General features: G+C 48.4%; 19 protein-coding genes and 1 riboswitch. Of the genes, 12 read left to right on the top strand and 7 right to left on the bottom strand.

Annotated features, from left to right (window positions below; all coding sequences use genetic code 11):
- Positions 1-179 precede the first annotated feature (179 nt).
- Both AC58VC_RS28805 and AC58VC_RS28800 read right to left on the bottom strand, forming a co-directional pair.
- Entirely contained in the window at positions 180-1526 is a 1347-nt protein-coding gene (locus AC58VC_RS28805; protein ID WP_497373868.1) for a glutamate-1-semialdehyde 2,1-aminomutase, read from the bottom strand.
- Between the two features lie 392 nt (positions 1527-1918).
- On the bottom strand, positions 1919-2956 hold the full coding sequence (locus AC58VC_RS28800; protein ID WP_497373866.1) for an LCP family protein: 1038 nt from the start codon (positions 2954-2956) through the stop codon (positions 1919-1921).
- 206 nt (positions 2957-3162) lie between these two features.
- Here AC58VC_RS28800 and AC58VC_RS28795 point away from each other — a divergent pair, with 206 nt between their 5' ends.
- The 5 genes from AC58VC_RS28795 (at position 3163) to AC58VC_RS28775 (ending at position 8435) form a co-directional block, all read left to right on the top strand.
- Entirely contained in the window at positions 3163-4218 is a 1056-nt protein-coding gene (locus AC58VC_RS28795) for an ABC transporter ATP-binding protein (RefSeq protein WP_497373864.1), read from the top strand.
- Entirely contained in the window at positions 4211-5005 is a 795-nt protein-coding gene (locus tag AC58VC_RS28790) for an ABC transporter permease (RefSeq protein WP_497373862.1), read from the top strand. The genes AC58VC_RS28795 and AC58VC_RS28790 overlap by 8 nt, the downstream gene beginning before the upstream one ends.
- A gap of 3 nt (positions 5006-5008) precedes the next feature.
- Positions 5009-5797, top strand: a complete 789-nt coding sequence (locus AC58VC_RS28785; protein WP_497373860.1) for an ABC transporter permease — start codon at positions 5009-5011, stop codon at positions 5795-5797.
- 398 nt (positions 5798-6195) lie between these two features.
- Entirely contained in the window at positions 6196-7488 is a 1293-nt protein-coding gene (locus AC58VC_RS28780; protein WP_497373858.1) for a phytoene desaturase family protein, read from the top strand.
- 26 nt (positions 7489-7514) lie between these two features.
- On the top strand, positions 7515-8435 hold the full coding sequence (locus tag AC58VC_RS28775; RefSeq protein WP_497373856.1) for an RNA polymerase sigma-70 factor: 921 nt from the start codon (positions 7515-7517) through the stop codon (positions 8433-8435).
- A gap of 31 nt (positions 8436-8466) precedes the next feature.
- Here AC58VC_RS28775 and AC58VC_RS28770 read toward each other — a convergent pair whose 3' ends face one another.
- The 5 genes from AC58VC_RS28770 to AC58VC_RS28750 form a co-directional block, all read right to left on the bottom strand.
- Positions 8467-10413, bottom strand: coding sequence for an FtsX-like permease family protein (locus AC58VC_RS28770; protein ID WP_497373854.1), 1947 nt, complete (start codon positions 10411-10413; stop codon positions 8467-8469).
- On the bottom strand, positions 10403-11164 hold the full coding sequence (locus tag AC58VC_RS28765) for an ABC transporter ATP-binding protein (RefSeq protein WP_497373852.1): 762 nt from the start codon (positions 11162-11164) through the stop codon (positions 10403-10405). Before AC58VC_RS28765 ends, AC58VC_RS28770 begins: the two co-directional genes overlap by 11 nt.
- 98 nt (positions 11165-11262) lie before the next feature.
- Positions 11263-12273 carry a sensor histidine kinase gene (locus tag AC58VC_RS28760; protein WP_497373850.1) on the bottom strand — a complete coding sequence of 337 codons (1011 nt, stop codon included), beginning with the start codon at positions 12271-12273 and terminating at the stop codon, positions 11263-11265.
- The gene (locus tag AC58VC_RS28755) at positions 12266-12961 is read right to left on the bottom strand and encodes a response regulator transcription factor (protein ID WP_497373848.1); all 696 of its coding nucleotides are present in this window, start codon (positions 12959-12961) and stop codon (positions 12266-12268) included. The genes AC58VC_RS28760 and AC58VC_RS28755 overlap by 8 nt, the downstream gene beginning before the upstream one ends.
- A 157-nt stretch (positions 12962-13118) precedes the next feature.
- Positions 13119-14366: a DUF6612 family protein gene (locus AC58VC_RS28750; protein WP_497373846.1), complete on the bottom strand. Its 1248-nt coding sequence runs from the start codon at positions 14364-14366 to the stop codon at positions 13119-13121.
- Between the two features lie 156 nt (positions 14367-14522).
- Between AC58VC_RS28750 and bcp the strand changes: the two genes are divergently transcribed.
- The 7 genes from bcp (at position 14523) to AC58VC_RS28715 (ending at position 24843) form a co-directional block, all read left to right on the top strand.
- Positions 14523-15002 (top strand): thioredoxin-dependent thiol peroxidase, encoded by a 480-nt coding sequence (gene bcp, locus AC58VC_RS28745; RefSeq protein WP_497373844.1) that lies wholly within the window; start codon positions 14523-14525, stop codon positions 15000-15002.
- Between the two features lie 384 nt (positions 15003-15386).
- Positions 15387-16841: a polysaccharide deacetylase family protein gene (locus AC58VC_RS28740; RefSeq protein ID WP_497373842.1), complete on the top strand. Its 1455-nt coding sequence runs from the start codon at positions 15387-15389 to the stop codon at positions 16839-16841.
- A gap of 65 nt (positions 16842-16906) precedes the next feature.
- Positions 16907-17884 carry an AAA family ATPase gene (locus tag AC58VC_RS28735; protein ID WP_497373840.1) on the top strand — a complete coding sequence of 326 codons (978 nt, stop codon included), beginning with the start codon at positions 16907-16909 and terminating at the stop codon, positions 17882-17884.
- 11 nt (positions 17885-17895) lie between these two features.
- Complete coding sequence (locus tag AC58VC_RS28730) at positions 17896-19110, top strand: DUF58 domain-containing protein (protein WP_497373838.1); 1215 nt, start codon at positions 17896-17898, stop codon at positions 19108-19110.
- Positions 19097-21457 (top strand): transglutaminase-like domain-containing protein, encoded by a 2361-nt coding sequence (locus tag AC58VC_RS28725; protein ID WP_497373836.1) that lies wholly within the window; start codon positions 19097-19099, stop codon positions 21455-21457. Before AC58VC_RS28730 ends, AC58VC_RS28725 begins: the two co-directional genes overlap by 14 nt.
- Positions 21458-21568: 111 nt before the next feature.
- Positions 21569-23107 carry a glutamine-hydrolyzing GMP synthase gene (guaA, locus tag AC58VC_RS28720; protein ID WP_161406619.1) on the top strand — a complete coding sequence of 513 codons (1539 nt, stop codon included), beginning with the start codon at positions 21569-21571 and terminating at the stop codon, positions 23105-23107.
- 89 nt (positions 23108-23196) lie between these two features.
- Positions 23197-23297, top strand: a riboswitch (purine riboswitch).
- A 142-nt stretch (positions 23298-23439) separates the two neighbouring features.
- Positions 23440-24843: an NCS2 family permease gene (locus AC58VC_RS28715; protein ID WP_497373833.1), complete on the top strand. Its 1404-nt coding sequence runs from the start codon at positions 23440-23442 to the stop codon at positions 24841-24843.
- The last annotated feature ends 253 nt before the right edge of the window (positions 24844-25096 follow it).

The following is a 25096-nucleotide window of genomic DNA, read 5'->3' as shown; positions in this document are numbered from 1 at the left end:
TTATTGCTTGGTGGCTACTTAAAATACGAACGAACTATCATCCTAATAGGATCATAGTTCGTTTCTAGGGCAAGTCTAACGGAATCGGTAACAGAAAATTCCTTGCGCGATGGGGCATGATTTGATGTTTTTTTATACGTAATCACTTTAATTGTGTGTATTTTCGAAAAAATTTAACCTTATCTTGTTTTCATGATTTTGAAAGCATGATCCACCGCATCGAGTGTCTGAGCGATGTCTTCTTCCGTGTGGGCAATGGTCATAAACCATGCTTCATATTTGGAAGGAGCGAGGTTGATCCCTTGCTCCAGCATGAGCCGGAAGAAGTCCGCGAAGCGTTCGCCGTCTGTATCCTGCGCTTCGTCATAGTTGGTGACGGGATGATCGCAGAAGTGGGTTGAGAACGCGCCGCCGATACGGTTCAGCGTCAAGGCGATGCCGTGTCTCGCAGCGGATTCCACGATGCCGTCTGCAAGCGTCGCGCCAAGCTGCTCGAGCTTGGCGTAAACACCTGCCTGCTGGAGCACCTCCAAGCAGGCGATGCCGGCCGAGATGGAGGCGGGGTTCCCCGCCATCGTGCCGGCTTGATACGCAGGTCCGAGCGGAGCGACCTGCTCCATCACGGCCTTGCGGCCCCCATAGGCCCCGATCGGCAGTCCGCCGCCGATCACTTTGCCTAGGGCCGTAAGGTCTGGCTCGACGGCGGCGAAGCGCGCCGCCGCCTCGGCTGTGCCGCCCTCCACGAGAGGGAGGCCGAGGTAGGTCTGTGCCGCTCCATAGTGGAAGCGGAACGCCGTGATAACCTCGTCGTAGATGACGAGGGCTCCGTATCTGTGAGCAGCCGCGCAGAGCTGCTCAAGGTAGCCGGCATGGGGCATGACCATGCCGAAGTTGCCGACGATGGGCTCCACCATCACCGCGGCAATCTCTTCGCTCCATCGCGCGAGCGCGGCTTCCAGTGCCGGAATGTCGTTGAACGGCACGGTGATGACCTCTTGCGCGATGCTTGCAGGCACGCCGGCGCTGTCCGGCGTCCCGAGCGTGGACGGCCCGGAGCCGGCCGCCACAAGCACTAGATCGGAGTGGCCGTGGTAGCACCCGGCAAACTTAATGATTTTGGTGCGCCCGGTGAAGGCGCGCGCCACGCGGATCGTCGTCATCACGGCCTCGGTGCCGGAGTTGACGAAGCGCACTTTGTCCAGCGAGGGAATCGCGGACTTCAGCATTCGTGCGAACTCGATTTCGAGTTCGGTCGGGGTGCCGTACAGCGTGCCGTTCTGTGCCGCGCGGCAAATCGCTTCGGTCACGTGCGGGTGCGCATGACCGGTAATGATAGGGCCGTAGGCGGCGAGGTAGTCAATGAAGCGATTCCCGTCTACATCCCAAAAGTGTGCGCCTTGCGCACGCTTCATGAAGACGGGGGCGCCGCCGCCGACGGCTTTGAATGAGCGGGAAGGGGAGTTGACCCCGCCCACGATGTGCTTTAGAGCTTCTTGATATAGCTGCTCAGAGTTTTTGCGTTCCATAAGTAGATATCATTCCTTTATTAAGTAGTATGTATATTGGACGGTAACTAACGGACTCAGGAGGCGTTATTTCCTTTGTTGAGCGTAAATATTGGATGTAACGGACTGAGATGCCGTTAATTGATGTTTCTGATGTTGATTTTACTAGATTCGTGGCTGATAACGGCTCTGGTGTCCGAACCTGCTCGCTAAATGCCACAAAAAGCCCAAATAGCGGCGATGGAGTCCGTTACGGACGAATCGAGCAGTTAATGATCTCATAAAAAGCCTCTACTTGAGGGGCAATAAGCCCAGCGCAAGTAGAGGCATGTTAATCTTCAGTCACTTACTCTGCCGTTATTTTTACGTAAGCCTTCAGTCGCTCAATCATCCGTTATCTTTAGTCGCTCCAATTACTTCGACGTTGTTTTCACGGAAGTTTTTGGTGTAGGTGACGGCGATGGCTTCGTTGGGCCTGTATCCGCGTCCGCTTTGCCAGCAAATAAGTCCCTCACATACTGCTGCAATTTATCTTTGTTTGCCGTAATAACTGCAGCTCCTCGAACGTTTTTCTCGACAAGGAGCTCGCTCGGTGGTAGCTGAGAAGAGACGATTCCATCAGCCTTGGCTTCATAGCCTAAGGAAGCGAGCTTCAGCATATCCGTCACGCTAAGATTCGTATCAATGTAAGGATCCATTGCGTTCAAAATCTTAGGCAATTTAATGAGAGATGACGTAGTTTGCATTTTCTGTGCAACGGCCGTTAGGAATTTCCGCTGGCGTTCTGTACGAGAGAAGTCCGATAAAGCGTCATGTCGGAAGCGCACATACTGCAGGGCTGTTTTCCCATCGAGATGCTGTAGTCCTTTTTTCAAATTAATATCATACACATGGTCATCTTCCGAATCGGAATATTTCATATCCTTTTCGACGTCAATTTCAATCCCGCCAACGGCATCAATAAGAGCGATGAACCCTTTGAAATCGGTATAAACATAATATTGCACCGGAACACCGAGCAAGTCACTGACGGTTTTCATGGCTAAATTCGGACCGCCTGTCGTAATCGCTGTGTTGATGCGGTCTTCGCCTTCGCCGGGGATTTTCACATATGTATCACGAAGGATCGAGAAGAGGTGAGCCTTCTTAGTCACCGGATCAATTGAAGCGAGCATAATACTGTCGGACCGGGGCAGCTCATTCTTCACCATGCCGCGGGAATCTCCGCCTAATAGTAAAATGTTAACGCGGTTCTTACCCTCCCACTTAGGAGGCGTGTACTTGTCACCCTTGTCCTTAACCGCTTGGGCAATAAGAGGTGTGCTGCCTTTGGGCGCATCCGGTTTGTTGGAAATATTTTGCGCAAAATGATAAAAGGAATAGGAATAATAACCAGCCACCACTATCAGGAGTAAGCCGATCAGGAGCAAGGTTCGTTTAATAATTCTCATGGTTCTGCGCTCCTTTCTAAGGTAGGGATAATCTGTACTTTTTTTTCTTACAGAATTCATGTATCATGGGTTTGGTGCAGTTGTTGTACATTTTATCTTTATGATCCATATTATAGATGCTACCAAACTTCGATAGCAAGTTACGGCGAATTTTGCCGTTATATGTAGCCAAGTGTAGCCGAGTCTACCTAGACAGGAGGAAGTTCATGTTAGCCATAGATGTAGAATTGCTTCGCAAAGAATTTCAAGTTCAGCAGAGCCGTGGGGGGCTAAAGGGCGCCTTCCAAGATTTATTTCATAGAGAGTACAAACATATTACAGCTGTAAAGGACATTAGCTTTCAGATTCCTAAGGGCGAAATTTGCGGATATATCGGTGAAAATGGCGCCGGTAAATCAACCACGATCAAGATGCTGACCGGCATCCTTGTACCGACCTCCGGACACATTAAGGTCAATGGTTTCGTTCCATTTAAAGAGCGCGAGAAGTTCGTAGCTGGAATCGGTGTTGTGTTCGGCCAACGCAGTCAGCTGTGGTGGGATATCGGTGTTGTAGAATCATTTCAATTGTTGAAAAAAGTATACCGTGTCTCCGAAGCCGACTACAAAAAGCGCCTCGACGAACTTGTCGACCGCCTGCAATTATCTGATTTACTATCACGACCTGTCCGTAAATTGAGTCTGGGGCAGCGGATGCGCTGTGAACTTGCCGCTTCGCTGATTCATAATCCGGCGATTCTCTTCTTAGACGAACCAACCATCGGTTTGGATATCGTCGTGAAAACAGAAATTCGCGAATTTTTGAAATCACTCAATCAGCGTTATGAGACAACGATCCTGCTGACTACGCATGATTTACAGGATATTGAGGCGCTTTGCTCGCGTGTTATTATGCTCGATGACGGCCGTATTATTTATGATGGCGGTCTGGAAGAGCTGAAAGCCAAGTGGGGCAAAGGCAAGGAAGTGGTGCTGCAGTTCGAGTATTCGATTACATTACCACGTCTGCAAGAGTTGACGAGTGGTCTGGATGTGGCGTGGCAGCTTGAGAACGAATTGTCCGCCAAGGTGTTCATTCCTTACGAGCGCGCGAACGTATCTGAAGTGCTAAGTCGAGTGGTTGGCGTTGTGCAAATTCAAGATATCAAAATCAACGAAACCAACACAGATGACATCGTACGAGAAATATATAAAGCAGGTTCAGCTGATGTGAAACGTCCAGAGGAAACAAAGCAGCCAGAGGGAGCCTTCACACATGCTTAGTGCTTATCTGGAAGTTATTCGCATGCGTTTTCTCATGATGCTTGCTTATCGGGTGAATTACTACAGCGGCATTTTGATCTATGCTCTCAATATTGGGTCCTATTATTTTGTTTATAAAGCCATTTATGGCGGGCAAGAGATGATCGGCGGTCTGACACTAGGCCAAATGACGACGTATGTCGCGGTTTCGTGGATGGGACGCGCGTTTTACTTCAATAACTTGGACCGGGAAATTGCCAATGAAATTCGAGACGGCAGTGTGGCGATCCAATTCATTCGGCCGTATAATTATGTATTTGTGAAAATGATGCAGGGACTCGGAGAAGGTGTCTTCCGCTTGCTGCTCTTCACCGTGCCGGGCATGATTTTCATATGGCTGCTGCTGCCGATTGAGTTCCCAAGCGATCCTGGCCTTTGGGTGATCTACTTTGTTATGCTGTTTTTCAGTTTCCTGATCAATACGCAGCTTAATATCATCACGGGGTTGTTTGCTTTCTTCCTGGAAAATAACGAAGGCCTAATGCGCATGAAGCGCGTTGCGGTCGACTTATTTTCAGGGTTAATTATTCCGATTTCCTTTTTCCCGGGATGGTCCAAATCGATTCTAGAGTGGCTGCCGTTTCAAGCCATTACGTACTTGCCGAGCGCAGTGTTTACAGGGAAAATTGCGGGTGCGGCCATTTTTCAAAATCTCGGCATACAGGTTCTATGGTTCTTGCTGCTGCTCGTTCCCATGGTAGTTCTCTGGGTCAAATCCAAAACGCGTTTATTCGTACAGGGGGGTTAATACATGGCGTTCTATGTCTCCCTAGTTGTTGAGTATCTGAAAAATTACATGAAAACCCGTCTCACCTACCGATCCGACTTCTGGATTGAAGTGCTTTCCGATTTGATGTTCAATGGGCTCAACTTATTCTTCATTCTCGTCGTTTTTTTGCAAACACAATCGCTCGGCGGCTGGAATCAAGAACAAATTTTGTTCATTTACGGCTATTTTATGATCCCCTATGGCATATTCATCACTTTTTTTAATCTGTGGGGCTTTAGTGAACGATATATTGTTAAAGGGGAAATGGATCGTATCCTGACCCGTCCGGCTTACAACTTATGGCAGCTGATGCTGGAGAATCTCAGTCCATCTTCACTCTTTAGCGCTTTGGCAGGGCTGGTTGTCATGATTTATTCCTGGGTGAAGCTGGGGATTCCTTTCCATTGGCATGACCCGCTTGTTTTCATCCTGATGGTAGTGGGCTCCATCCTGATCTATGCTGGCGTGTACATCTCGCTGACGGCGCTTGGTTTTTACTCTGATGCGCCTACGGGCATTCTGCCGCTGATTTGGAACATCCAGAACTATGGGCGTTATCCGGCTACGATTTACAATAAGCTGCTCCGCAGCATTTTGACGTGGATATTGCCGTTCGCGTTCGTTGGCTTTTATCCTGCGGCGTATTTCATTGATCCGGCGAACTGGAAATGGTTCGCGCTGCTGACACCGGTCATGGGCGTTGTTTTCAGCTTTATTGGTATTACGGTTTGGAATATTGGCGTGAAACGGTACCGCGGCGCGGGATCGTAGAATAGTTTGGCCTTGGCCTCCGACTCTGCTTATGCGGGTTGGAGGTTTTTGGCATTCCTCCGACCACCACAGATCCCGCTGCCGTAACGATGTTTTTCATCGCTAACGCATACGGAACGCACCAATTGCTCGCTGTAACGATGTAAAACATCGTTAACTGTCGTGGAAGTCTCCGACCGATGCTGATCCCGCCGCCGTAACGATGTATTTCATCGCTAACGCATGCGGAACGCGCCAATTGCCCGCTGTAACGATGTAAAACATCGTTAACTGTCGTGGAAAACCTCGCCCCACGTGCCCCACCACTAACCATCTGAAAAACAACGCGCCCCTTTTGTCACAAAACGCAAACCTCACTCGCCATATGTACTGAAAAGATAAAACGGAGGAGATGGAGCATGACGGAGTTGCATAAACAATACGATACAGCTGTAATAGGCTGTGGCTTGGCAGGCCTAATCGCGGCTATCGAATTAGCAAAAAGCGGGCAGACGGTGGTTATACTTGAAAGAGCTGCACGCTTGGGAGGTCGGGCGATGACGAATAAGAAGAACGGCGCCTTTTTTAATCTTGGCGGGCATGCCTTGTATCGCGCGGGGCAGGCTTATGCGATTTTGACGGAGCTGGGAATCCAATTAGACGGGGGAAAGCCTTCATCCAAAATTAAGGCGATGTGGAACAATCGAATCGTCCCCATGCCTGCAAATCTCACCAGTATGCTAGCTTCGAAGCTGTTGACGTGGCCGGGTAAAATGCAGCTCATGAAACTTGTGATGAAGCTTGCCAGAATGGACGCAAGCCGCATCCCTGACATGAGCCTGAGAGACTGGGCGGAGGCGGAGATTTCGGATCCGATGGTCCGGCACGTCTTTTACTCGCTATGCCGAACGGCTACTTACGCACAGGATCCCGACTTTCAATTAGCGGGGGCGGCGCTTGCTCAGTTGCAACGTGCTTTAAAAGGTGTCCTTTACCTTCATGGAGGTTGGCAAACAATTGTGGATCAGCTAAGAGACAAAGCCATCCAAGCGGGTGTACAAATCATAAGCGGGAAAGATGTAAAAGAAATCGTGCTGGAAAATGGTAGGGTTAATAAACTTAAGTTTGCCGAGGGGGAGCATATCCAGGCAGCTAACGTCATAAGCACAGCTTCGCCGTCAGAAACTTATAAGCTAGTAAGTGATGCGGCCGACCGTACCTTACTTAAACAGTGGAAGGATCAAGCTCGTCCGTCCATGGCGGCATGCTTGGATCTTGGATTGAGAAAATTGCCTGAAGGCGGGCGAGATATTGCGATGGGCCTTGATCAACCGATATTCTTCTCTCACCATACGGTGAACGCCAAATTAAGCGACAATGGAACCTTGGTTGTGCATTTGGTGAAGTATAATGGTCCAGGTGAAGGTGATCCGAAAGCTGACGAGCGCATGCTCACCGCAGCGATGAATACCCTTCATCCCGGTTGGGAAGATGAGCTAGTGGCACGTCAATTCCTTCCAAATATCACCGTTGTCCATGACACGCTGCATCGAGGAAAGTCGAGCCGGTTCACAGGGCCGGCAGTTGAGGGAGTCAGCGGCCTTTATGTGGCCGGAGATTGGGTCACGCACGGCGAAATGCTCGCCGATGCTTCAGCAGCAAGTGCCAAGCGGGCTGCGACCGCTATTTTAAAGAGCAGCAGCATGGCGTAAAATGGCAATAGCAGGGGGTGTGAGCTATGGAAACTGCTGGTGATGCCGAGCAGATGTATACAGCGTATAAACCGCTTTTGTTCACGTTAGCTTATCGGATGCTGGGTAGTGTTATGGATGCCGAGGATGTTGTCCAAGAAACTTTTCTATATATGAATGAGAGAAATCCGCAAGGCATCCAGAATCCTAAAGCTTATCTATGCAAAATGGTAACCAACCGCTGCATCGACAAACTGCGTTCCGCAAGCAAAATGCGCGAAGTCTATGTAGGCCCGTGGTTACCGGAGCCGCTTGTGGCGATAGAGAGCCAAAGTGATGCGCCAGAACTATTTTATACGCAAAAAGAGTCCCTATCCACCGCTTACCTATTACTGCTGCAGCAGCTTTCCTGGGTAGAGAGGGCGGTCTTCCTTTTAAGGGAAGTGCTGCAATACGACTATGAGGAAATTGCTGACATTGTTGAAAAAAGTAGCGTGAACTGCCGTCAGATTTTCCGCAGAGCCAAGAGCGCGATCAGCGTCTTTGCCAGTCAGGATGACGAGAGTATAGGGAGCATAAGGCCTAAACAGCCAGTGGGGGAGCAGGCTAACGCTATCGTTGAGCAATTCGTACATGCCTTAATTTCCGGCAATATGGCTCAATTGCTAAGTGTAGTCAAAACAGAAGCTGTCCTATATTCGGACGGTGGGGGCAAGGTTAGAGCGGCAATACGGCCTATTGAGGGAGCGGAACGTATTGCGATGTTTTTATTAGGCGTACTGTCCAAAGTTCCGAGTGGCTTTAGCTTTGAGCTGACGACCGTAAATGGGCAATTGGGTGTCGTCTCTTATCAGGATGGACAGCCGAACAATGTGATGACTTTCCATATTGAAGGGGGTCAGGTTGCGGCTGTCTATTTGGTTGTGAACCCTGATAAGCTAAGGCATGTAGCGGATATAGATGTTTAAGTAGTTGGATAATGGATAAATCGTCCGTCAATCAAAGCGCTCTGCGGATGACTTTCTTATAATGCTGGACGGAAAGAAATCCGAAGACAGAGTATAAGGCGGTATACAGCACCATGACCAATATCATGGGCGTCCACAGTTCCGCTCCGAACAGGAACCAGCCGGATTGAACGGCGAAGTAACTATGAGTAAGGCCTACGACAAGTGGGATTCCGAAGTTAAATAGCTGCTTGCGGCGAATCCCCTTTAACAGGTCCTCCTGCGTATAGCCAAGTTTACGCAAAATCGTGTAGGTCGGTTTCTCGTCTTCGCTCTCATCCATCTGCTTGAAATATAGAATGCAGCCTGATGTGATCAGGAACGTAAGACCGAGGAAACCAACGATGAACATAGTAAGTCCCATTCTATTTTTTTGGTTAAGAGTGCTATCTAGCCGGGAATCACCACGACCATTTGTATCAAAGCCTAATTCTCCGAAAATCTGATTAGCTGTTTGCAGTTCAGTCTCTTTCACAATATCGATGCCCTGATACGTTGGTGACTTCTTTTGCAGCGAGGGCACCAGATCCAGCTTTAGTCGCTGGAAGACAGAGTCGTCTACAATGGCTGTCGGCATGCCGCCGTTTGTGAAGTACCAAGAGACAATGGACAGCTTCTTCGAGCCTAAGTAGGTTAGCGGGGCAACGATTTGCTGACCGGCTAGCTCGATTTGCCCAGATTTTTTAAAATTCATAAATTTACTCAATAGATCATTGGTGCCGGTAAACAGTGTTTGTTCGGGTGCCATATCGTAGGAAGGCGTATTTACGTCGCTGATTACGGACAGCGTCATGATGCTCGGATCGGCCATAAGCCCATTCATATTGCCCGCAAGAATTCCCTTTATGTTGGCTTTTACCTGTATCACTTCAATGGTCGTGTCATTATGTGAAATATGACGGTCGTCCAGCGCCGCTTTGAAATTGTCGGCATCTTCCTTTTGAGTGATGGAGAAATGGGCCGGCACATCGTTTTTTGCTGTTTTTTCCGCAGAATAGTACGAAATGTAGCTTAGAGACAATAAAGCGATGGCTAATGCGGACACGGTTGTAATGATGGTCAGCAGCAGGGCATTGGATTTCATCCGAAACATGATGGAAGAGAGTGAGAGTACTTCGCGAACATTCAAATAACCGTTTTTCTTCTTGCGGATGACGTTAAGCAGCATACGAACGGAGCCTCTATAAAATAGATAAGAACCGACAATGACCGAAGCCAAAATAAAGATCATGGCTGAGAACAACTCGACCATTGTGGTGAAATCACCGCTGAGCAGCTTTGATGAAACATAATACCCAAGCAGGATGAGCGTAATACCAATCAATCCGAGGACTGCTTCTGCAAGGGACATCCGCTTTACTTTGATTTCGGTTGACGTGGAAACTCGGAACAATGACAGAATGGTTTGTCTTTTTATAAACACATAGTTAACCAGCATGATAAGCAAATAGACCGCCACGAACACAATAAGTGTCTGGACTAGTGCCTGGGTCGAAAAGTGGAGCGTTGCGATCGCGTTGACACCCGTAATTTGAAACAAAACCATCAGAATCAACTTCGACACGGAGAATCCGATGAAGCTTCCTATAAGCAGGGAACTGAAATACAGGATGAAATTCTCTGTGCTGAGGATACGGAAAATCGACGTTTTCGTCATACCGATCAGCTGTAATAAGCCGATTTCCTTGCTGCGCCTTTTGACAAAGATGTTATTGGCATACAGGTTGAAGATGGCGACAATCGCGATTAGCAGGACCGATGCTGATTTGATGGCTGCTGCTCCTTTAATGGAGCCTCTGGTCTGATCCAAAGCGGGATCGTATTGCAAAGTGACGAAAGCAAAGTAAAGCGCGACGCTGAACATTAAAGCGAATATATACAAATAGTAGTGCTTGATGTTCGCTTTCAAATTTTGAAAAATCAGCTGGTTAATGCTCATTCTGCACACCGCCTAGAACTGCCTGAGTTTTCATAATGTCTTGAAAGAAGTCTTGTCTGGATTCCTGCCCTTTATAAAGCTGCGTGTACATTTGCCCGTCTTTGATGAAAATAACCCGGCTCCCGTAGCTCGCAGCGACGGAGTCGTGCGTAACCATGACGATGGTCGCCTTCCGCTTCTCGTTCATATCGCTCAGCTTATGCAGCAAATCGGATGCGGATTTGGAGTCTAGAGCACCAGTAGGCTCGTCAGCGAAAATAATGCCTGGCTCATGTACGAACGCTCTGGCCGCGGAGGTCCGCTGTTTCTGCCCGCCTGAAATCTCATTCGGATACTTATCCTTGATTTCATAAATGCCCAGCTCAGTCGCGACTGTTTGAAATTTGGTCTCCGCGTCCTGCTTGGAAGTTTTGGTAATCGAAAGCGGCAGAAGAATGTTTTCTTTGACGGTCAAGGTATCAAGCAGATTGTAATCCTGGAAAATAAATCCCAAATGCCGCTTGCGAAACTCGGCTAATTGTTTTTCCTTCAAAGTCGTAATCTCTTTGCCCTCGATTTGAATCGAGCCTTGGCTAACCTTATCTATGGAGGAAAGCACATTGAGCAAAGTGGTTTTCCCCGAGCCGGACGCCCCCATAATACTGACGAACTCCCCTTTTTCAATGCGAATATCGAGACCTTTCAGCACTTCTTGCTTGTTAAATTTGTTGCCGTAGCTTTTATGAATTTTCACTGCTTCCAGAATTGTCATTACACACACTCCTTTATTCGTTAGCTTTATTATAAAAAGAGCTGACCCGTTTCTCCCTCGATCGGGCGAACAAAGAAGAAAGGCATGTGACAAAGCTGTCACATGCCTGTGATGCGCAAGACCTCATTCGGCTGGGGGAAGGTGAGGGCGAAGGTTGTGCCCGCGCCAGGCTCCGAGCTCACAGTGATCTGAATAAGCAACGACTTGGCGGCTTTCTTGGCCAAATAGAGGCCCATCCCCGTAGCTGCGCTGTCTTGATGCCAGGCTGTGGAGGTGAAGCCCTTGTCGAAGATGCGCGGCAGATCCTTAGGTTCGATGCCGCGGCCGTGGTCGATGACCTCAAGGACCGTCCGTTCATTGTCGCTGAGGCTTCGGATGATGATATCCGAAGCGTGAGGATCGCTGTACTTCACGGCGTTCGTCACCAACTGACGCAGAATGAAAGCGAGCCATTTGGCATCGCTCAGCACGTCCGTGACTTCGAAATCAACATCGAAGCCGATGCCTTTTTGGATGCACCATGTCTTGAGCGTCTTAATTTCTGCATAGGTCAATGATTCCAAATTCACCTGCTCGATATACAGGTCGTTCTCCATGAACGGGAGCCGCTTCTGATGAAGCTGCCTATCCAGGAGAAGGTGAATCCTTAGCCATTCGTAGGTTAATGCGGTCTTCATCGGCTCATCTTCCAGACGGTCCATCATTAGCCGCATTGCCGTGAGCGGTGTTTTGACTTCATGAATCCATGCGAGCAAATCGTCCTTCTCTTGTTCCAACGCCACCTGATGCCAAGACGCGGATTGACGGAGATGTTCGGCCAGATTCATCATGCTAGTCTCTACGATAGACTCCAGGGGAGTATCCGCACCTTCTATACTGGTGAGGTCCAGGTTGTTATCTCGTTCTTCAAGCTGCTTATAGAACCGAGTTTCTTTGTTGTAGCGAAAAACGAAAAAGATCAGAAATAACGTTGTGGTAAGAAAAACAATGTATAGAATAGGTCCAAATGGAATGGCCTTATCCAAAAAGGCAATAAGTAGAACAAGGGTCTGTACGGATAAAAAGAAAAGGAGCCAGCTTCTTCTTTCGACGAGATAGCGCCTAATCATGGAAATGAGCCTCTTCCGTGGCCATATAGCCTTGCCCGACCTTTGTTTCGATGAAACGGCCTAAACCCAGCTCGTCCAGCGTTTTCCGAAGGCGATTAACATTGACAGTTAAGGTATTGTCACTTACAAACCGCTGGTCGTCCCAGAGACTGTTAATGATGATGTCCCGGCTAACGATTGTATTCTTGCGTTCGATAAGGAACTTTAGAATGAAAATTTCATTTTTCGTTAATTCGATCGTGCCGGCCTCATTAGTCACCGTATTTTTCTCATAATCAATCGTAGCACCGCACCAGGTTTTCAGCTTGAGCGGCTCCGTATTATAGTTATAGACCCGACGGAGAATAGCATGGATTTTGGCGATAAGCACGTCGAAATGAAACGGTTTCTGGATGAAATCATCGGCGCCCAGCTGCATCGACATCACCATGTCCGTAGGGTGATCGCGTGAGGACAAGAAGACAATGGGGACATTGGAGTGGGTTCGAATCATTCGGCACCAATGGAAGCCGTCGAATTTCGGGAGTTGAATATCAATAATCACGAGATCCGGTTTCAAGGCCGCGAACGTTTCGATGACCCGGCCGAAATCCGTTATGCCATGCACATCGTAGGACCACTGAGCGAGCCGGTCCTTCACTTCCGTGAAGAGAGTTGCATCATCTTCGATCAGCAATATTTTAAACATAAGGAATCACCTGCTTGCGATAAATTTCTAACATTCATTCTAATGGAAAAAAGCGGTAAGTGCGAATTGGAATGGGAATGGATAGCCTCCGCCGCCACCAAACACAAAAGAACCTCAATCTCCACGAATTGTGGGAATCAAGGTTCGTCTTTTGTATTTATTGAGCAGGCACAGGAAGAGGTTTCGCTTTCTTAGCCTCCTCAGGCAATTGAATATCTATTGGCTGATTCACATCCTGATAGGTCATGGACATAGTCATGTCCACATGATCAAGTGGAATATTCGGGTCCTCGCCATACTCGACGATATAATCTCCATCCATACTGACAGGAAGTTTGGACTGCTCATCTACCGTAAGCACAGCAGATAAGGACACACTCATTCCTGCGATCGCAGGGGAGTTAAGCACCTCTTTGAACGCATCTTGGCTGCCGCCAAGCCCGCTTAATGTTTTGACAATATCGGCGGTGTTGGTCAGTTTACCTCGAATAGAAACCTTGCGCTGCTTTTGCCCATCTTTCTCGGTTGTGCCAAGATCCTTGTAGAAGAAATATGGCGTTACCAAGGTTTTGCTCATGTCCATGCTTTTCTTCTGCAGCTCCATCAGCTGTTCGAAAGTGAATGGCACCTGCTTGGACATATCATACCATTCAATGCCGTCATTCGCTGCACTCGGCATCGACATGAAAGTGCCTTGACTGACCATGTATTGGTCCATTTTGATCGTTTTCATGACCATATCTGATCCTGGTGCGGTGGTCGTAATGGTTTGATGGAGGCCCTGATCTTTATTATAGCTGATGTCTGATTGGACAGATGTCTGCAAGTTGTCTAACGGAGATCCTGCATTTGGATGAAACAGAATATGCATGCCCATCTCCATGTGACCACGGAACGTTTTTAGATCAATTGGTGAAGTTGGATCAGCAACGAGCCAGGAAGAGACCGATGGGTCGTTCGCTAACGCCTTCTTAATGGCTGATCCTGCCGTGTCAAGGGTAATGCCGGCAGCTTGTCCGCTGAAATCAACGCTGAAATCGGTTTGTAGAACAGCGCTTGCCTTGCTGTCCGCTATACCTAGGAATCTCCCCAGAATGAGGGAAGCTTCCGCAGGGCTGACCACTTGGTTCAGACGGAAGGTGCCGTCCGAATATCCCTGCAGGATTTGGCGTTCACGCATGATGCGTACGGTGTCAGCATAGGGAGACTCTGCACTGACGTCGGAAGGCAGTACGGTTTGCTTATTCAAAGGTGACAGTTTCAGCTGGTCGGTAATTTGTTTAATGAATTGTCCGCGTGTAATAAGTGCGCTATTATCCGCTGCTGCGGCAGAGACTGATAAAGTAGGAAGGGCTAGTGTCAGTCCCAATGTGGAGAGTAATGACATACGTTGAATAGGATGCATGACGATTCTTCACTCCTTTAAGTTTTATACCATCCTATTAAACCTACCATGTTTTTCATGGCATACGCTAGTTTTGGTCATTGAGGTTTGATGTGAAGCTGCAAATATCGCATAATGGGGGAGATAAGAAGGAATGGATAGAGGAGCGTTCATAGAATGGCCAAGAAAAAAGAGCAAGAGACGGTCAAACGTCTTGCCCCAGATTTTACACTGCCTGCATCGAGTGGCAGCAGCGTATCCCTGCATGATTACATAGGGAAAAAGGTGGTTATCTACTTTTACCCACAAGATAATACGCCAACCTGCACGCAGGAATCTTGCGATTTCCGCGACTATAACGGCAAGTTCGCCGAGCTCGGGGTCGAAGTCATCGGAATTAGTCCCGATGAACTGAATGCCCATCATAAATTTATCGCGAAGTATGAGCTGCCTTTCCTGCTGCTCTCGGATAGCGACCATCAGGTGGCTGAGAAGTATGGGGTATGGGCACTCAAAAAGCTGTATGGCCGTGAGTACATGGGCATTGTCCGTTCGACTTTCCTCATAGACGAGGAAGGATACATAGTGAAGGAATGGAGTAAGGTGCGGATTAAAAATCATGTCCAGTCGGTGCTGGATGCGGTCGTGGAATTGTAGAAGGAATGGCTGTCGAGAGATGTTCTCGGCGGCCTTTTTTTATTCGATGGACACGGTGGGCGCGAGGTAAGGGGGATGAGAACTACAGTCTGCTATTTCATCTGAGAATGGCTTTTCGCTAGCTGGAGAGGAACTGTGATCCTCTATCTAGCTGAAATTAGGGGAAATACTGGATTTTTCAACAATTAAGAACCTGTAGTTCCGCTTATCTAATGAAAGCACCCGATTACGACTAAATAGAGGACTCTAGTTCCCTTTCTCATATCGGGAGTGGCTGCTGCTCATCTTCGGAAAATTACTGCTAGATAAGAGACATACTCCCCGATTATCTCCCATATACTCTATCAGTTAGCAAAATGATAGAACAAGCGGAGGGATCATCGCATGCGTTTTCAAGTTCAACATGCAGCCAGTAAACGGACAAGTATCCAACTCACTATGGTCATCCTACTACTAGTTTCGCTGTTTCTCTCTGCTGTCCCTGTAAAGGCCACGGAGGAGGATGGAAACTCCGCAAAAGATGAGCAGGAGGTCTATCAAAAGCTCAAAACAGGCAAGCGCGTGCAGCAGGAAGAGAAAAACTATGTAACTCCTGAGCAGCCTACGGTTTATTTAACCTTTGATGATGGTCCTAGCAAGCTAACGGGTAAGGTTCTAGATATTTTAGAGCAAGAGGGCGTGAAAGCTACGTTTTTCGCGCTGGGCGAACAAGCCAAAGAGCATCCAGATTTGGTGAAAAGAATTTTGAAAGACGGACATACCTTAGGCAATCATTCCTATAATCATGTATATAAAGAGCTTTACAGCGATTTTCAAACGTTCTGGGATCAAATTCAGCGCAGTGAGGAAATATTCGCCGATATCGCAGATACCCGCCCGCAATTCGTTCGTGCGCCTGGAGGAACTTATACCAATTTTGATGCCTATTATTACTATTTAATGGATAAAGCAGGCTATACCGTCGTGGACTGGAATGTAGACAGCGGAGACTCGAAGAGAGTTAATGTGCCGTCAGGTGAGATCTGGCAAACGGTAAAGGAATCGCCGCTTGAGCACGAATTAACAGTTCTATTTCACGACGGCACGGGGCATGAATCGACGGTAGAGATCCTGCCTAAGGTGATTGAATACTATAAAAACCTGGGTTATGCTTTCGCACCCCTGACAACTGAAGTGAAGCCGAAGCAATTCCAGGTGGGGAAATCCAAGTGGTCGAGAAACATGAGTGCGGCCCATTTTCAACAACTATGGGAGGAAACACAGCAATATGCGACCGTACATCAGCACCCGGGGCTGCAGCAGATCAAAGAGGAGCCTAAGAACACAGACGAGCAGCTAGCGAAGCAAAAGGTGGCAGTAGGAGAGCAAGAGTCGCCATTACTCGCTATACAACCGCCCGTACCGTTGAAGGTCCATTTTTCTAGGTGGAGCAGTGTTACCTTGGAGCCGGCGCAATATCAGTTGCGATCGAATCGCATTGAGCTTTCATTGCGTTTTCTAATAGAAAAACTAGGTGGAAATGTACAGTGGCAGGATAAAACCAAGACAGCTAATGCCCATTACGGCATCTATGATATTGAATATGACTTACCGACGAGAACGATTCGCGCGTATGCTTTGGGAAATAGCGTAGCAACCTACTCGCTCGCTGATATGGAGTTGCAGGAAGGGACGATGGTCGTGCCCCTACGCAAAACGGTAGATTCGTTAGGAGGTAGAATTACGGATACGGTGATGGAAGAGGGCAGACGAGAAGTGTCTATGGCATTCCGGCAATTTTATATGCTGAAAGAAAATAATAGTATTCTAAAAAACTCTCTATTTGCCCTAGCAGGCTAATGTCTAAAATAGTAGAAGACTGGAAAAACTAGAAGCATACCCTTATGTAAGGAGGCTTCTTGACTATGCAGTCGAAGACACGAATATTCGATCAGCCGCAGCCTCTCGTGGAACGGATGATCCTGAACGTGGAGAAAGTCATTGTTGGCAAAAGAGAGACGATTGAGCAGGCGTTCATCGCGATGTTAAGCGGCGGTCATCTTTTATTGGAAGACGTGCCCGGTGTGGGAAAAACGATGCTTGTGCGCGCTTTGGCAAGAACCATTGGTTGCGAGTTTAAGAGAATACAATGCACGCCGGATTTGCTGCCGTCCGATGTGACGGGCGTGTCTGTTTATAATGCGAAGACAGGTGACTTTGAGTTTCGCCCCGGGCCTTTAATGACGCCGATCGTATTGGCAGATGAATGCAACCGGACCTCTCCGAAAACACAATCTGCTTTTCTGGAAGCGATGGAAGAGAAGCGGGTTACGGTGGATGGAGTGGGCTATGAACTGCCGAAGCCTTTCGTCTTGCTAGCCACTCAAAATCCCGTAGATTACGAGGGGACTTACGCGCTGCCTGAAGCGCAAATGGATCGTTTCCTGATGAAACTATCATTAGGTTATCCGACGCCGGATCAAGAGATTCTGATGCTCGACCGACTGCAGGATCGCCATCCAATTGATCAAGTGAAGCCTGTTATTGTGCAGGATGAGTTTGTGCAATTACAAAGAGAAGCAGCCATGATTCATGTCGATAATACCTTAAAAGATTTCATCGTTCGCCTTGCCTTAGCTACAAGGGAACATACAGACCTGTACCTCGGTGCAAGTCCAAGGGCATCCTACGCGTTGATGCGTGCAGCCCAAACGTCTGCTTTTATGAAAGGCAGAACTTTTGTTGTACCGGACGATATTAAGGATTTGGTGCTGCCGGTGTGGGCGCACCGACTTATTCTGACTTCCGAAGCCCGGATGACGGGCAAGTCAGCCGAACGGATACTAGCCGAACTATTAGCTTCCTTACAAACTCCAGTACTACGCTATGTTTCGTCGAAGTAGGGGGCACATTCATGAAAAGCTGGGGTAAAACGTCGCTGCTCTTTGTGGGGTGTGTCTTATCGGTTTTGCTGGTTTATTGGCAAGGCGGTTTCGCTGCCTGGTATTTAGGGATCATCTTGACCCTGATATGGATTCAGGCTGGCTTCTTTTATGTCTTTGCATTCAAAGGGCTGTCGATCAACCGACAGTTATCAGGAGAAGTGTTTGTATCGGGTGAAGATATCACCATCACCCTCGGGATCGGGCACCGCGCACGGATGCCAATGCCATGGTTGGTCGTCAAAGAAACGTGGGTCCATGAAGGGAGCGGGGCTCAGCTGATTTACAGCAAGCTGCTTTTCCCATGGTTTCAGTCCACGATACTTTTCCATTATAAAATAACAGGCCTTATGCGCGGCGTTTATCGCTTCGCGGGGTGTGAAGCGGTCACCGGGGATATGTTCGGTTTTGCTGTTCGTAGAACGCACCGGGACGAGATCCACCGGTGCGTCGTCTACCCGAAGGCGGATACGCTCAGCCGCTCCGGCATGACCTTTCACGCGGACGACGGCGACGTGCCTACCGCCCGCGGTCCCAAAGCGGAGACGCCGCTGATCAGCGGTATCCGTGACTATGCCAGCGGTGACCCCTATCACCGCATCCACTGGAAATCCACAGCCCGGTTGAACCGGCTGATGACCAAAGACCCCGAGCAGGCCGCCTCCGCGAAGCGGATGCTGCTGCTCGATGCGGCGCCTGCGGCGAGCCCAGCCGAGGCGGCTCAGCCGCTGCTGGAGAAGGGCGTCGCCCTCGCGGCAGGCTTCTTCGAAGCCGCCGCTGGCGGGCGCGAGAGCTGCGGCTTCGCCAGCAGCTCGAACGGAAAGCGAATCGCGCCGACGATTCGCCCAGACCTGACGCTCGCGTACGAAGTACTCGCGAGCGTGGGCGGCAAGCCCGCTATGGCCTTTCCTGACCTCGTCAGGAAAGAGGCGGCGGCCTTGCCGCCCGATGCGTCGATGGTGTGTATCACATCGACGCTGGATGTGGCGCTGGTGCGCGCGATTGCGGATGCGCGCACCAAGCGCCGTTCCGTGCACGTGATCTACGTGCACGCCAAGCCTTCCCTCTCGGTCGCTGAGCGAGAGGGGGCTTCGCAGCTGCAGGCCGCAGGCTGCAGTTTCACGGAAGTGCCGCACCCGCGGATTCAGTGGCCGAAACAAGGAGGTGTCGCGGATGCAACCGCTTGAACCACGGCGCGATTCGCGCATGCTCTTTCAATCTTCGAACTCATCTCGTAAAGCAGATGAGGTTGTTCGTCCTTCGGGAGCCATTCCACCGAGACCCATCTTCCACGCCAGCACAGTGACCGGTATAGCGACATCATCGCCGCTTCACCAAACCTTTTTCCGAGACATCCTAATCTCTCTCTTGCTGTTCTTACTGATTTCGGAATGGCTCCGTCCACTAGCATGGATGGCAGATACGTCGATTGAATCCGGCCCTATATTGGTCGTTTTTGCGTTATGCATCGCTATAGATTGCTTTAAGGTACCTTACGCATGGGGTTGGACAGCCAAAGGTGTATTGATTCTGCTTTTTGTCGGATTTATGTTTAACCGTGAAACCTTTATAACCGGTGCATGGGTCATTGACTTAGTTGGAACGATCATTCAGGATGCTAGCCATGTAATGCAAGCACATTTCGACCTCATCAGCGGTGAACTTCGGACTTTGCTATTTCTGCTGGGCTGGTCGCTTCTCATTTCCGTGATCCAGGCGCTTATGCTGCAGAGGCAGCACAGCCTGTGGTTTGTCGCCGCCACGTTGATGTATCTGGTTGTTCTTCAATTGGTATTTGGTGCGGATACCGTGCAAGGCATCATGCGCACAATAGGATATGGACTTTTACTGTTAGCACTGCTGAACCTTTCTAGAATTGAACAAACCTACGGCTTTGCTTCGGTTCGTCCAGGGAGCGCTTTTAGGTGGGTGGCCGTTAGTGCAGCCATAGTGGGGGTTCTAGCCGCAACTGCATGGTATTCGGCTAAGCAAGCTGAGCCGGAACCTTTGATGAAACCGGTAAGCTGGGCGTATATGTCCGATCGTTTGGTTGAACTTTACAAGGAGGAGAGTCATGCTGGAGGAGCTGTGGCCAAATCAGGCTACGGTCAAAATGATACGTCCTTAGGAGGTCCACTCCAAGTAGACACGACTCCGGTTTTCACAGCCAAAACCTCTGAATTGACTTACTGGCGCGGGGAATCCAAAAACTTCTACGACGGCAAAGGCTGGACCCAAACGAATCAAACACTTGAGTCGTATGCATCACCCGTTCAAACAACTAACGACAGACTTGTTACACAGGAAGTTTTGTGGAGCGATAAATCACCGAATAAACAGTTGTTCTTGGGTGGCAATCTACTTGGTGTGGACTCTCTTCTGACGGAAAAGGGGAAGCCGTTATCACCAGACATCCTGCTCAAGTCTCCGCTCAGCGGTAAAGTTGTTTTGCCTGAAATGGCAGATCCTTTGTCGTATTACAAAATATCCGTGCAGCCTGTTAAGGAAAATCCGACTTTGCTGAACTCGGATATGGGTGCCTATCCGCCTGAGATTACAGGCGATTATCTACAGCTGCCAGCAACATTGCCGAGGTCGGTTCGCAGCATTGCCGAGCAAATTACAGCTAATCGGCTCACGCCATATGCCAAAGCTGTTGCGATTGAGCAGTATTTGAGCAACACCTATACGTACAGCCTTGAGAAACCTACGGCTCCAAGCCGGAGCGAGGACTTTGTCAGCCACTTTTTGTTCGTGGATAAGACCGGGTATTGTGATCATTTTTCAACGTCGATGGTTGTAATGCTGCGTTCTGTCGGCGTGCCTGCTCGCTGGGTAAAAGGGTTCGCTCCTGGAACGCTGCAATCAGCTGACAGTGGGGCAGACCAGCTTCAAGAAGTGCTGGTCCGTAATTCGGATGCACACTCCTGGGTGGAAGTTTATTTCCCTTCTATGGGGTGGGTGCCGTTTGAACCTACGCCGGGATTCTCGGGTATTTCTTCCGACCATCCAAGAGAGACCTTAACTACGGCTGCTATGGAACAATCTGCGATGACAGCTTCTCTGATGAACATTCCGGTGCCGGGGAAATTTACAGCGAATTCAAGCGAATGGCTGCAAGCTGCGAAACATACAGTCATTGATTATGCCAAAACAAATCGTAACCATTTCATCATGTTGCTAGGGGGCCTTCTCGTTCTGGCGGCAGTTGTGCTTCTGTTGAAGCGAAAAGGTTTCTTGGTGAACGCAGCGCTCGTTCCATTTTACAAACACGGCTTAAACAATCTGCATCCCATGATTCCTTATATGGACCGTTTATGGCTCCAGTTATTCCGCAGGTATGGTGCCAAACCTAAGGATCAAACCGTGAGAGACTATGTAACAGCTATGAGCTTCAAGCATCAAGGACAAAAACAAGCGCTGCTCAAATTCGCCTTAATTTATGAAAGCATCCGGTATGATGCCGCCAATACTTCGCATTATACGAAGCGGGAAATTATGGCAATATGGAAAGCCATTCAAAAGACACATTAAACCCCTTTACATCCTAGGTACCTAATGTTTAAAATTAGTACCTATAAATAGCGGTAAGTGGACAGGGGTACCCCTGACAGCTCAACCGCTATGAACTTAGGAGGTCGGATAATGAGTAAACCGAGTGAAATGATCGTCGTTTTAGATTTTGGAGGCCAGTACAACCAACTGATTGCTAGACGAATTCGTGATTTGGGCGTGTACAGCGAATTGCTGCCGTTCAATACCACGGTTGAGAAAATTCGCGAGCTTCAGCCTAAGGGTATTGTGTTCTCAGGCGGTCCATCCAGCGTGTACGGTGAGGGAGCTCCAGCTGTTGATCCGCAAATTTTTGATTTGGGGATTCCGATTTTGGGGATTTGCTACGGGATGCAGCTTATTGCTCATCAATTGAACGGTAAAGTTGAACGCGCGCATACGCGTGAATATGGTAAGGCAGATCTTTCGTTTACCAATGAAAGCCCGCTCGTGAAAGGTTTGGAAGCTAAGCAAACAGTATGGATGAGCCATGGGGACCACGTTTCCGTTCTTCCAGAAGGTTTCGTGATTGAAGCGAGCACGGATTCCCTTGAAATTGCTGCAATGAGCAATCGTGAGCGCAATATTCATGCGGTACAATTCCATCCGGAAGTTCGTCACTCCCTGCAAGGGAACGAAATGATCCATAACTTCATCTACGGCGTTTGTGGTTGTGAAGGTGATTGGACAATGTCCTCCTTTGTTGAGGATATGATCAAAGAACTTCGTCAAGAAGTAGGCGACAAGAAAGTCCTTTGCGCGCTTAGCGGCGGGGTAGATTCCTCCGTTGTTGCGATCCTTTTGCATAAAGCGATTGGCCCGCAATTGACTTGTATGTTCATTGACCATGGCTTGCTGCGTCAAGGCGAGGCAGAAAGCGTTATGGAGACATTTGTTGGCAAATTCGACATGCATGTGGTCAAAATCGATGCGCGTGAACGTTTCCTCGGCAAATTGGCCGGCGTAGACGATCCAGAGCAAAAACGTAAAATTATCGGTACCGAATTTATCCGCGTGTTCGAAGAGGAGTCCGCTCAATTCGATGACTTTACGTTCTTGGCGCAAGGTACGCTTTACACGGATATCGTAGAAAGCGGTACAGCTACAGCTCAAACGATTAAATCGCATCACAACGTAGGCGGATTGCCGAAAGATATGAAGTTCAAGCTGATCGAGCCGCTCAAAACTTTGTTCAAAGACGAAGTGCGTAAAGTGGGCGAAGAATGCGGTCTTCCTGCAGCGATCGTGTGGAGACAACCTTTCCCAGGTCCTGGTCTGGCTATTCGTGTACTAGGCGAGGTAACTGAGGATAAGTTGAAAATCGTTCGTGAATCCGACGCCATCTTGCGCGACGAAATCGCCAAAGCAGGCCTAGATCGCGAGATCTGGCAATACTTTACGGCTCTTCCGGGCATGAAAAGTGTTGGGGTTATGGGAGACGCTAGAACGTACTCCTACACTGTAGGTATTCGCGCTGTAACTTCCATCGACGGCATGACAGCCGACTGGGCGCGTATTCCTTGGGATGTGTTGGAGAAAATCTCGGTTCGTATCGTGAACGAAGTTGAGAATGTAAACCGTATTGTCTACGACATTACGTCCAAACCGCCAGCTACGATTGAGTGGGAATAGATAAATTAGAAAAGACGAACGTTCTGGGAAAATTTAACCCTGGAACGTTCGTCTTTTTTATTGACAAAGGGTTATTTCCGCACTAAAATGTGAAATGGATAACAGTTTTTCGTATAATCTTGGGGATTGGCCCGAGAGTTTCTACGAGATCACCGCAAATGATCTGGCTACGAAAAAAAGGACGGAATCTGTGTGAGTTACGACGACTTTTTGTGCTATGCATAGAAGGGGCAACTCTCATAGGGAAGCTCCTTTTTCGTACCCGGAATCAGGTAACATGATTCCGGGTTTTTTGCTGTTCCCCACCATTCGTTTTAGGAGGAGTAGGAAAAATGGATCGCTTTTTTAAATTGAAACAAAACGGCACGACCGTAAGAACAGAAATCATAGCGGGGATTACAACGTTTATGACAATGGCTTACATCCTTGCAGTCAATCCAGACGTGCTGAGTGCTTTCAAAACGGGAGCTACAGGCGGGGACTGGACGTCGATTTTCTTGGCAACAGCGATTGCTGCGGGTGTCATGACGATTGCTATGGGGTTATTCGTTAACTTTCCTGTTGCGCTTGCGCCGGGAATGGGCTTGAACGCCTATTTTGCAACGATTATCTTGACATCACAAGGTAAGTTTACGTTCTCAATGGCGCTTACCGCTGTATTCATTTCGGGGATTATCTTTATTATTTTAACGGTGACCAAAATTCGTCAAATGCTCCTTGTCGCTGTTCCAGATAGCTTGAAGCATGCAATTACGGTGGGGATCGGATTGTTTATCGCTATGATCGGCTTCAAAAACAGCGGTATTCTTACTGTTGCTGTAGAAAGCGGCAATGATATCAAAGCACATCAATTTACAGATGTTCTTTCATTTGAAACTGTGTTTCATATGGGTTCATTAGAAGATAAAGGCGTTATTCTAACGATTGTGGGTATTCTGCTGATTTCCATCTTTATGGTACTTCGTATTCGCGGTGCTATCTTGTTCGGTATTTTGGCTACTACAATTATCGGTTACTTCATGGGTATGGTTAATCTCGGTACTTTAACAAGTGCAGAGACGACATGGGTACCCGATTTAAGTAAGCTTCGTTTTGCTGACTTTGATTTTGCAGGGATTATGACAACGGGTATCGTCTCTGTTATTGCTACATTTACATTCGTTGAGTTGTTTGATACATTCGGCACCATGGTTGGAACAGCGAGTCGCGCTGGTATTATGAAGAACAAAGAAGAAGGCAACAAACGTGTAGGGAAAGCGATGTTCGTTGATGCAATCGGCGTTAGCGGTGGTGCATTAGTTGGGACAAGTACTGTTACTGCTTTCGTTGAAAGTGCAGCGGGTGTGGCAGAGGGTGGACGTACTGGTTTGACGGCCGTAACTACGGGCGTATGTTTCTTGCTTGCTCTGTTCCTAGCTCCAATCGCGATGTTGATTCCTGGTTCCGCTACTGCGGCTGCTTTGATCGTTGTTGGTGTTCTGATGGTGCAATCGATTCGTGAGATTGATTTCCAAGACTTCGTTATCGCGATTCCGGCGTTCCTTACTATTGTATTGATGCCTTTCACTTACAATATTGCGAATGGTATTTCCTTTGGTGTCGTCACCTACGTGGTATTGGCAGCAGCAGCGAACTTGGGTGGTAAAAGTGAGAAGCGTTATTCCATTCACTGGCTCATGTGGGTTCTAGCGATTCTTGTTCTAGCTCGTTACATCTTTATAGGAAGTCAAGGTTAAGAAGCTTTAAGCTCTGGTGCATCATGCGCTGGAGCTTTTTTGTTACCATATTTTACTATTAGAAAAAGGCTTGCAATGCCTTTGCGTATTTGTTATATTACTTCTTGTCGCTTCGGCGGTCGAACGAAAGAACGAAAGCAACTAAAAAAAAGTTCTTGCAATCGAATAGGCTGATGTGGTATATTGATCAGGTCGCTTTTGAAGGCGATGGATGAATAAGGAAGAAATTGATCTTTGAAAACTGAACAACGAG

The organism is Paenibacillus sp. J22R67, assembly GCF_059692175.1.
Note: the sequence above shows the minus strand (reverse complement) of the source record. Positions and strands in the feature narration are given on the sequence as shown.

Excerpts from the sequence above, each read along its gene's own strand:
- AC58VC_RS28805 (WP_497373868.1), bottom strand. The coding sequence starts at position 1,526 with ATGGAACGCAAAAACTCTGAGCAGCTATATCAAGAAGCTCTAAAGCAC.
- AC58VC_RS28800 (WP_497373866.1), bottom strand. The coding sequence starts at position 2,956 with ATGAGAATTATTAAACGAACCTTGCTCCTGATCGGCTTACTCCTGATA.
- AC58VC_RS28795 (WP_497373864.1), top strand. The coding sequence starts at position 3,163 with ATGTTAGCCATAGATGTAGAATTGCTTCGCAAAGAATTTCAAGTTCAG.
- AC58VC_RS28790 (WP_497373862.1), top strand. The coding sequence starts at position 4,211 with ATGCTTAGTGCTTATCTGGAAGTTATTCGCATGCGTTTTCTCATGATG.
- AC58VC_RS28785 (WP_497373860.1), top strand. The coding sequence starts at position 5,009 with ATGGCGTTCTATGTCTCCCTAGTTGTTGAGTATCTGAAAAATTACATG.
- AC58VC_RS28780 (WP_497373858.1), top strand. The coding sequence starts at position 6,196 with ATGACGGAGTTGCATAAACAATACGATACAGCTGTAATAGGCTGTGGC.
- AC58VC_RS28775 (WP_497373856.1), top strand. The coding sequence starts at position 7,515 with ATGGAAACTGCTGGTGATGCCGAGCAGATGTATACAGCGTATAAACCG.
- AC58VC_RS28770 (WP_497373854.1), bottom strand. The coding sequence starts at position 10,413 with ATGAGCATTAACCAGCTGATTTTTCAAAATTTGAAAGCGAACATCAAG.
- AC58VC_RS28765 (WP_497373852.1), bottom strand. The coding sequence starts at position 11,164 with ATGACAATTCTGGAAGCAGTGAAAATTCATAAAAGCTACGGCAACAAA.
- AC58VC_RS28760 (WP_497373850.1), bottom strand. The coding sequence starts at position 12,273 with ATGATTAGGCGCTATCTCGTCGAAAGAAGAAGCTGGCTCCTTTTCTTT.
- AC58VC_RS28755 (WP_497373848.1), bottom strand. The coding sequence starts at position 12,961 with ATGTTTAAAATATTGCTGATCGAAGATGATGCAACTCTCTTCACGGAA.
- AC58VC_RS28750 (WP_497373846.1), bottom strand. The coding sequence starts at position 14,366 with ATGCATCCTATTCAACGTATGTCATTACTCTCCACATTGGGACTGACA.
- bcp (WP_497373844.1), top strand. The coding sequence starts at position 14,523 with ATGGCCAAGAAAAAAGAGCAAGAGACGGTCAAACGTCTTGCCCCAGAT.
- AC58VC_RS28740 (WP_497373842.1), top strand. The coding sequence starts at position 15,387 with ATGCGTTTTCAAGTTCAACATGCAGCCAGTAAACGGACAAGTATCCAA.
- AC58VC_RS28735 (WP_497373840.1), top strand. The coding sequence starts at position 16,907 with ATGCAGTCGAAGACACGAATATTCGATCAGCCGCAGCCTCTCGTGGAA.
- AC58VC_RS28730 (WP_497373838.1), top strand. The coding sequence starts at position 17,896 with ATGAAAAGCTGGGGTAAAACGTCGCTGCTCTTTGTGGGGTGTGTCTTA.
- AC58VC_RS28725 (WP_497373836.1), top strand. The coding sequence starts at position 19,097 with ATGCAACCGCTTGAACCACGGCGCGATTCGCGCATGCTCTTTCAATCT.
- guaA (WP_161406619.1), top strand. The coding sequence starts at position 21,569 with ATGAGTAAACCGAGTGAAATGATCGTCGTTTTAGATTTTGGAGGCCAG.
- AC58VC_RS28715 (WP_497373833.1), top strand. The coding sequence starts at position 23,440 with ATGGATCGCTTTTTTAAATTGAAACAAAACGGCACGACCGTAAGAACA.